Source organism: Enterobacter sp. J49 (assembly GCF_002148625.1).
GTDB lineage: Bacteria > Pseudomonadota > Gammaproteobacteria > Enterobacterales > Enterobacteriaceae > Enterobacter > Enterobacter ludwigii.
Genome location: NZ_MWPY01000035.1, coordinates 395871 through 403184 on the forward strand (window position 1 = coordinate 395871; position 7314 = coordinate 403184).

The following is a 7314-nucleotide window of genomic DNA, read 5'->3' on the forward strand; positions in this document are numbered from 1 at the left end:
GCGTGAAAGCCCCAATAAAACTGCGCCGCCGCGAGGCGGTTGAACATGCTGATTTGCCTGACGACCTCCCGCCGCTGTTAAAGCGGCTTTACGCCAGCCGTGGCGTGCGTACCGCTGCCGACCTTGAGCGCAGCGTTAAAGGGATGTTGCCATGGCAGCAGTTAAACGGCATCGAAAAAGCCACAGAAATACTCTACAACGCGCTGTGTGAAGGTACGCGCATTGTGGTAGTGGGGGATTTTGATGCTGATGGCGCAACCAGTACCGCGCTGAGCGTGCTGAGCCTGCGCGCGCTGGGCTGCGACAACGTGACATATCTGGTGCCGAACCGGTTTGAAGATGGTTACGGCCTCAGCCCGGAAGTGGTCGATCAGGCCCATGCCCGCGGCGCACAGCTGATCCTGACCGTAGACAACGGGATCTCTTCCCATGCGGGCGTCGATCATGCGCATCAGTTGGGGATCCCGGTGCTGGTTACCGATCACCACCTGCCGGGTGAAACGCTGCCTGCCGCGGAAGCGATCATCAACCCGAACCTGCGCGACTGCGATTTCCCGTCGAAATCACTCGCAGGCGTCGGCGTGGCATTTTATCTGATGCTGGCGTTACGCACGCTGCTGCGTGATAAGGGCTGGTTCGACGCCCGCGGTATTGCCGTGCCGAACCTGGCCGAGTATCTCGACCTGGTCGCACTGGGGACCGTCGCAGACGTGGTGCCGCTCGATACCAATAACCGTATTCTGACCTGGCAGGGCTTAAGCCGCATCCGGGCGGGCAAATGCCGTCCCGGTATCAAAGCGCTGCTTGAGATTGCTAACCGCGATCCGCTCAAGCTGGCGGCAAGCGATCTGGGCTTCGCCCTGGGGCCTCGCCTGAACGCGGCCGGCAGACTGGACGACATGTCCGTTGGCGTCGCGTTGCTGCTGTGCGACAACATTGGTGAAGCGCGCGTGCTGGCTAATGAGCTGGACGCCCTGAACCAGACCCGTAAAGAGATTGAACAGGGAATGCAGGTTGAAGCGCTGACCCTGTGCGAAAAACTGGAACGCAGCGGCGATACGCTGCCGGGCGGCCTGGCGATGTATCACCCTGAGTGGCATCAGGGCGTGGTGGGCATTCTGGCTTCGCGTATTAAAGAGCGTTTCCACCGCCCGGTCATTGCGTTTGCACCGGCTGGTGATGGCACCCTCAAAGGCTCCGGGCGTTCGATTCAGGGGCTGCACATGCGCGATGCGCTGGAGCGTCTGGATACCCTCTACCCGGGTCTGATGCTCAAGTTCGGCGGTCATGCCATGGCGGCAGGTTTGTCGCTGGAAGAGGCGAAGTTCGACGAGTTCCAGCGTCTGTTCGGCGAGCTGGTCACCGACTGGATTGACCCGGCCCTGCTGCAGGGCGAAGTGGTTTCCGACGGCGAACTCACGCCGGTTGAGATGACGATGGAAGTGGCACAGATGCTCCGGGATGCAGGGCCGTGGGGGCAGATGTTCCCGGAACCCCTGTTCGATGGCCGCTTCCGTCTGCTGCAACAGCGCATTGTTGGTGAGCGCCATCTGAAAGTGATGGTCGAGCCTGTAGGCGGTGGCCCGCTGCTGGACGGTATTGCCTTTAACGTCGATACCGCTGTCTGGCCGGACAACGGCGTGCGCGAAGTTGAGCTGGCATACAAACTGGATATAAACGAGTTCCGCGGTAACCGCACCCTTCAGATCATCATCGACAATATCTGGCCAATTTAGCGGCAGTAATCTCTATAAAAAAGGGCGTGGATTCGGTACAATCCCGCTCTTATCACCGCATTTTGACAAGTCCATAAAAGAAAACAGACCATGTTTGAAATTAATCCGGTAAAAAACCGTATTCAGGACCTCACGGAGCGCTCTGACGTTCTTAGGGGGTATCTTTGACTACGATGCCAAGAAAGAGCGTCTTGAAGAAGTAAACGCCGAGCTGGAACAGCCGGACGTCTGGAACGAACCTGAACGCGCGCAGGCGCTGGGTAAAGAGCGTTCCTCTCTCGAAGCTATCGTAGATACGCTGGATCAAATGGCTCAGGGGCTGGAAGATGTTTCCGGTTTACTGGAGCTGGCCGTCGAAGCTGACGACGAAGAAACCTTTAACGAAGCCGTGGCTGAACTCGACGTGCTCGAAGAGAAGCTGGCACAGCTTGAATTCCGTCGCATGTTCTCCGGTGAATACGATAACGCTGACTGCTATCTCGATATTCAGGCAGGTTCTGGCGGTACCGAAGCCCAGGACTGGGCCAGCATGCTGATGCGCATGTATCTGCGCTGGGCGGAAGCCCGCGGCTTCAAAACCGAAATCATCGAAGAGTCTGAAGGTGAAGTGGCCGGTATTAAATCTGTCACCATCAAGATTATTGGCGATTACGCTTACGGCTGGCTGCGTACCGAGACGGGTGTTCACCGCCTGGTGCGTAAGAGCCCGTTCGACTCCGGCGGCCGTCGTCACACCTCCTTCAGCTCCGCATTTGTCTATCCGGAAGTTGACGAAGATATTGATATCGACATCAACCCGGCGGATCTGCGTATTGACGTTTACCGCGCATCCGGCGCGGGTGGTCAGCACGTTAACCGTACGGAATCTGCGGTGCGTATCACCCACATTCCAACCGGGCTGGTGACGCAATGCCAGAACGACCGTTCCCAGCATAAGAACAAAGACCAGGCCATGAAGCAGATGAAAGCGAAGCTTTATGAGCTGGAGATGCAGAAGAAAAATGCTGAGAAACAGGCGATGGAAGATAACAAATCTGACATCGGTTGGGGCAGCCAGATCCGTTCTTACGTCCTTGATGACTCCCGCATCAAAGACCTGCGTACCGGGGTTGAAACCCGTAACACGCAGGCGGTGCTGGACGGCAGCCTGGACCAATTTATCGAAGCAAGTTTGAAAGCAGGGTTATGAGGAACCAACATGTCTGAACAACAAGCACAGGGCGCTGACGCGGTAGTCGATCTTAATAACGAACTGAAAACCCGCCGCGAGAAGCTGGCAGCACTGCGCGAGCAGGGCGTGCCGTTCCCGAACGATTTTCGTCGTGACCATACCTCAGACCAACTGCACGCTGACTTCGACGGTAAAGAGAACGAAGAGCTGGAAGCGCTGAACATCGAAGTGGCCGTTGCTGGCCGCATGATGACCCGTCGTATCATGGGTAAAGCCTCCTTCGTGACGCTGCAGGACGTTGGCGGCCGTATTCAGCTGTACGTCTCCCGTGACGACCTGCCGGAAGGCATCTACAACGAGCAGTTCAAGAAGTGGGACCTGGGCGATATCCTGGGGGCGAAAGGTAAGCTGTTCAAAACCAAGACCGGTGAGCTGTCTATCCACTGCACCGAACTGCGTCTGCTGACCAAAGCCCTGCGCCCGTTGCCGGACAAATTCCATGGCCTGCAGGATCAGGAAGCGCGCTACCGTCAGCGTTACCTGGATCTCATCTCCAACGATGAATCCCGTAAGACCTTCAAGATTCGCTCTCAGATCATGGCCGGTATCCGCCAGTTCATGGTTAACCGCGACTTTATGGAAGTGGAAACCCCAATGATGCAGGTGATCCCAGGCGGTGCGTCTGCACGTCCGTTCATCACCCATCACAACGCCCTCGATCTGGACATGTACCTGCGTATCGCGCCGGAACTGTACCTGAAACGTCTGGTCGTCGGTGGTTTTGACCGCGTGTTCGAAATCAACCGTAACTTCCGTAACGAAGGCATCTCCGTGCGTCATAACCCAGAGTTCACCATGATGGAACTCTATATGGCGTATGCGGATTATAAAGATCTGATCGAGCTGACCGAATCACTGTTCCGTACCCTGGCGCAGGACATTCTGGGCACCACTAAAGTGCCTTACGGTGAAGAAGTCTTCGACTTCGGCAAGCCGTTTGAAAAACTGACCATGCGCGAAGCGATCATGAAATACCGTCCAGAAACCAACATGGCCGATCTGGATAACTTCGACTCTGCGAAAGCGATCGCGGAAAGCATCGGTATCAAAGTTGAGAAGAGCTGGGGTCTGGGCCGTATCGTGACCGAGATCTTCGAAGAAGTGGCCGAAGCGCACCTGATTCAGCCGACCTTCATCACCGAATACCCGGCAGAAGTTTCTCCGCTGGCACGTCGTAATGATGTGAACCCGGAAATCACTGACCGCTTTGAGTTCTTCATCGGTGGCCGCGAAATCGGCAACGGCTTTAGCGAGCTGAACGATGCAGAAGATCAGGCTCAGCGCTTCCAGGATCAGGTTAACGCGAAAGCGGCGGGCGATGACGAAGCGATGTTCTTCGACGAAGACTATGTGACTGCGCTGGAGCACGGTCTGCCACCAACCGCAGGTCTGGGGATTGGTATCGACCGTATGGTTATGCTGTTCACTAACAGCCACACCATCCGTGATGTGATCCTGTTCCCGGCGATGCGCCCGGTGAAGTAAGCCGTTAAGACAGTAAAAAAAGCCCCGAAAGGGGCTTTTTTATTGCGCCGCGAAGGCCCTGAGCGCGTCGCGGGCGACCGTCGCTTCCTGCACCATCCACGGGCTAAAGCTCCAGGGGGCAGCGTCCAGTGCGCGGAACAACGCTTCCAGCTCGACCCATTCATACTCCATCACTTCATCGTGATTAATATGCAGTTCGCTGGTGACGCGTGCTGCGAATACCGGGCAAATCTCGTTCTCCACGATCCCCGAAGGATCGGCTTCACGGTAACGGAATTCAGCGGCGATGGGGGTGATATTGGCGATCTCCGCGCCAACCTCAAAGCGGCAACGGCGGATGATAGCCTGTTCCGTCTTTTCACCGGACTGAGGATGTCCGCAAACGGAGTTGGTCCAGACCCCTGGCCAGGCTTTTTTGCTTAAGGCGCGTCGGGTAACCAGACACTCACCTCTGGCGTTAAAAAGCCACGATGAGAAAGCCAGGTGCAGCGGGGTGTGGGCGGTGTGCGCGGCGTACTTTTCCTGAGTGCCAATCACCATTCCCTGGTCATTTACCAAAATAACGTGTTCTTGAATACTCATTGATGCTCCAGTGCCAACGATGCGGATGGCTCTGCACCATCAGCAGCTGCATTATACTGCATTCCTCCATGCGCCGTTTGCTCTCAAGAGCGGAAAAGGGCTGACCCATATCAGTCTGGGCTGGTATCATAGTGCGCCATTCACGCTGACCGAGGATCTGTTTTGTTTGCAGGAAGCCTGACGAGAAATCCCATTACCGCCGTTTTTTGTCTGACGCTGACGCTATTACTGGCAGGCTGTTCAGGAAGCAAGTCGTCGGATATGGGCAGCTATTCCGGCGCGGTCTATACCGTTAAGCGCGGGGATACGCTGTATCGGATTTCGCGCGCAACGGGGACCAGCGTGAAGGATCTGGCGCGTCTGAATAACATCTCTCCACCCTACACCATCGAGGTGGGGCAGAAACTGAAGGTTAACGGTGGCGCGTCTTCAACGAAGAAATCCTCTAAAGGCAAAACAGCTAAAGTGACGCCGTCTTACGCGGTGCCGCAGTCTTCATGGCCTCCGGTCGGCCAGCGTTGCTGGGTCTGGCCTGCCAGCGGCAAGGTCGTGTTGCCTTACTCCTTGTCTGAGGGGGGCAATAAAGGCATTGATATCGCTGCTGCGCGCGGCACGCCAGTCTATGCATCAGGGGCAGGGAAGGTGGTCTACGTCGGCAACCAGCTGCGCGGTTACGGTAACCTGATCATGATTAAGCATGGGGAAGATTACATCACTGCCTATGCCCACAACGATACGATGCTGGTGAACAACGGGCAGAATGTGAAGGCTGGGCAGAAGATTGCCACCATGGGCAGTACCGGTACGGACTCGGTGAAGTTACACTTCCAGATCCGCTATCGCGCCACAGCCATCGATCCGCAGCGTTATCTTCCGGCGCCAGGCAGTAAGCCAAAGTGCTAAGTGATTATATATTCGCCATTTAGTTGCAAAGAGGCTTGTATGAAGAGGCGTAAGGTCTATAATGCCTTACGCACCTCAAAGCGGGCGTAGTTCAATGGTAGAACGAGAGCTTCCCAAGCTCTATACGAGGGTTCGATTCCCTTCGCCCGCTCCAGTCTCTCCCTTTCTGAAGAAGCCCTTTAAATCCTTCTCTATCAGCAAATTAAATAGTTACCTGTTTTAGTCGCCTATGGGTTCTACCATTATGATCCGCCCCTGGTAACTGTCACGCTAAGTTACACGGTGAGATGACAGGATAACTCAGCGTTGGCGGCAGTTGCATCCTCACATCGCGATAGTAAAACGTGAAAAAAACCTATCCTGGCATTGTTATGACATCGACAGACTGATCACTCGCATTAAAGCCCGATATACAGGCTCTTCCAGCGCTTCGACAGATATACGAGCACCCTGATAAGGTGTGATCCTTCTGACAATATGATGAAGTCGCTACGCTCTGCTTGTTGCTTGTACCGCTAACGGGGCTTTATGACTGCTATTGTCCAAAATCTGTTAGTTGCGCATTTTATGCACCCTGGATACCCTGAGATTAATCCTATTAACTCAAGGGTGAGCATGGCTAGCGGGAAGAGACAGAACCAAAAGGAATCACCTGAAGAAGAGTTAGATCGCTTGCTGGATGAGCTTGAACTCACACAAGAGCAACGAGAGTTTATAGAATCTATGCGGCAAGAGGAGGGGGATAAAAGCAACGGGGAGTAGTGTTTGCACCGTCACTGCGTTTGATGAATGGCTAAAGTTCGCGTATAGACTATTTCGAATTATGATTTTACGATGTAGATAAATCATACAAGGAGGGCAGTTTATGAGCGCGCAGGCGGAGGAAGGTACATTACGCCGGATGACGTTAGGCGAGATTGCAATGGCTCGTAGGGTGTTCGGAGATTCAATAGTTTATAGCCGTGTCTGGATTCATTGCGACAGCTATTTACCCTTCGGACTACAGAAACAAAACTATGCGATGACTCCCAACGGAGAGTTATGGTACAGAAAGTCGATGTACAGAGAAGATTTTTCCGCAAACTCTGTTTTTATCGAAGATAAATACGTTTTCATCCATGAACTGGGGCATGTGTGGCAACACCAACATGGGCAATGGGTGAGAGTGAGGGGGGCTTTTAGCTGGGCTGCTGAATATACCTACAAGCTGGATAAAGAAAAGCTCACTGATTACTCTCTTGAACAGCAAGCTGAATCGCCACGGATAATCTAGACACTTCCGAGCCGTTGATAATACTGGTTTTCATATTCTGTCGGTGACATCTGATTGCTCGAACCATGCCGACGCTTACTGTTATAAAACATTTCGATGTAATC

At 54.3% G+C, this 7314-nt stretch carries 7 protein-coding genes, 1 tRNA gene and 1 pseudogene; 7 read left to right on the forward strand and 2 right to left on the reverse strand.

Annotated elements, in window-relative coordinates; translation table 11 throughout:
• Positions 1 to 2: 2 nt before the first annotated feature.
• From recJ to lysS, 3 genes are all read left to right on the forward strand, one after another.
• The gene (gene recJ, locus BJP35_RS18160; protein ID WP_044866092.1) at positions 3 to 1736 is read left to right on the forward strand and encodes a single-stranded-DNA-specific exonuclease RecJ; all 1734 of its coding nucleotides are present in this window, start codon (positions 3 to 5) and stop codon (positions 1734 to 1736) included.
• Positions 1737 to 1826: 90 nt separating this feature from the next.
• Positions 1827 to 2925 (forward strand): peptide chain release factor 2 gene (gene prfB, locus BJP35_RS18165; protein ID WP_104440355.1). Its coding sequence is split into 2 segments (ribosomal slippage): positions 1827 to 1901 and positions 1903 to 2925, totalling 1098 coding nucleotides; the frame shifts between segments, so codons are not numbered across the junction.
• A 9-nt stretch (positions 2926 to 2934) separates the two neighbouring features.
• The gene (gene lysS / locus BJP35_RS18170) at positions 2935 to 4452 is read left to right on the forward strand and encodes a lysine--tRNA ligase (RefSeq protein ID WP_044866096.1); all 1518 of its coding nucleotides are present in this window, start codon (positions 2935 to 2937) and stop codon (positions 4450 to 4452) included.
• A gap of 39 nt (positions 4453 to 4491) precedes the next feature.
• Here lysS and idi read toward each other — a convergent pair whose 3' ends face one another.
• On the reverse strand, positions 4492 to 5034 hold the full coding sequence (gene idi / locus BJP35_RS18175; RefSeq protein ID WP_014171506.1) for an isopentenyl-diphosphate Delta-isomerase: 543 nt from the start codon (positions 5032 to 5034) through the stop codon (positions 4492 to 4494).
• Positions 5035 to 5196: 162 nt separating this feature from the next.
• On the opposite strand from idi, the gene actS reads away from it, so the two are divergent.
• From actS to BJP35_RS18195, 4 genes and pseudogenes are all read left to right on the forward strand, one after another.
• Positions 5197 to 5937, forward strand: coding sequence for an amidase activator ActS (gene actS, locus BJP35_RS18180; protein WP_014171504.1), 741 nt, complete (start codon positions 5197 to 5199; stop codon positions 5935 to 5937).
• An 80-nt stretch (positions 5938 to 6017) separates the two neighbouring features.
• Positions 6018 to 6091, forward strand: a tRNA-Gly gene (locus BJP35_RS18185).
• Positions 6092 to 6465: 374 nt separating this feature from the next.
• Entirely contained in the window at positions 6466 to 6699 is a 234-nt protein-coding gene (locus BJP35_RS18190) for a hypothetical protein (RefSeq protein WP_078774200.1), read from the forward strand.
• A 103-nt stretch (positions 6700 to 6802) separates the two neighbouring features.
• Positions 6803 to 7189 (forward strand): annotated as a pseudogene (locus tag BJP35_RS18195) (type IV secretion protein Rhs); the annotation flags it as partial.
• 17 nt (positions 7190 to 7206) lie between these two features.
• Here the strand turns inward: BJP35_RS18195 and BJP35_RS18200 are convergent.
• Positions 7207 to 7314, reverse strand: a 108-nt coding sequence (locus tag BJP35_RS18200) for an IS3 family transposase (protein ID WP_143349615.1), incomplete at its 5' end; no start/stop codon positions are given.

What these genes read in the sequence shown, in the direction of transcription:
- idi (WP_014171506.1), bottom strand. Translation starts at nt 5,034, where the DNA reads ATGAGTATTCAAGAACACGTTATTTTGGTAAATGACCAGGGAATGGTG.
- lysS (WP_044866096.1), top strand. Translation starts at nt 2,935, where the DNA reads ATGTCTGAACAACAAGCACAGGGCGCTGACGCGGTAGTCGATCTTAAT.
- BJP35_RS18190 (WP_078774200.1), top strand. Translation starts at nt 6,466, where the DNA reads ATGACTGCTATTGTCCAAAATCTGTTAGTTGCGCATTTTATGCACCCT.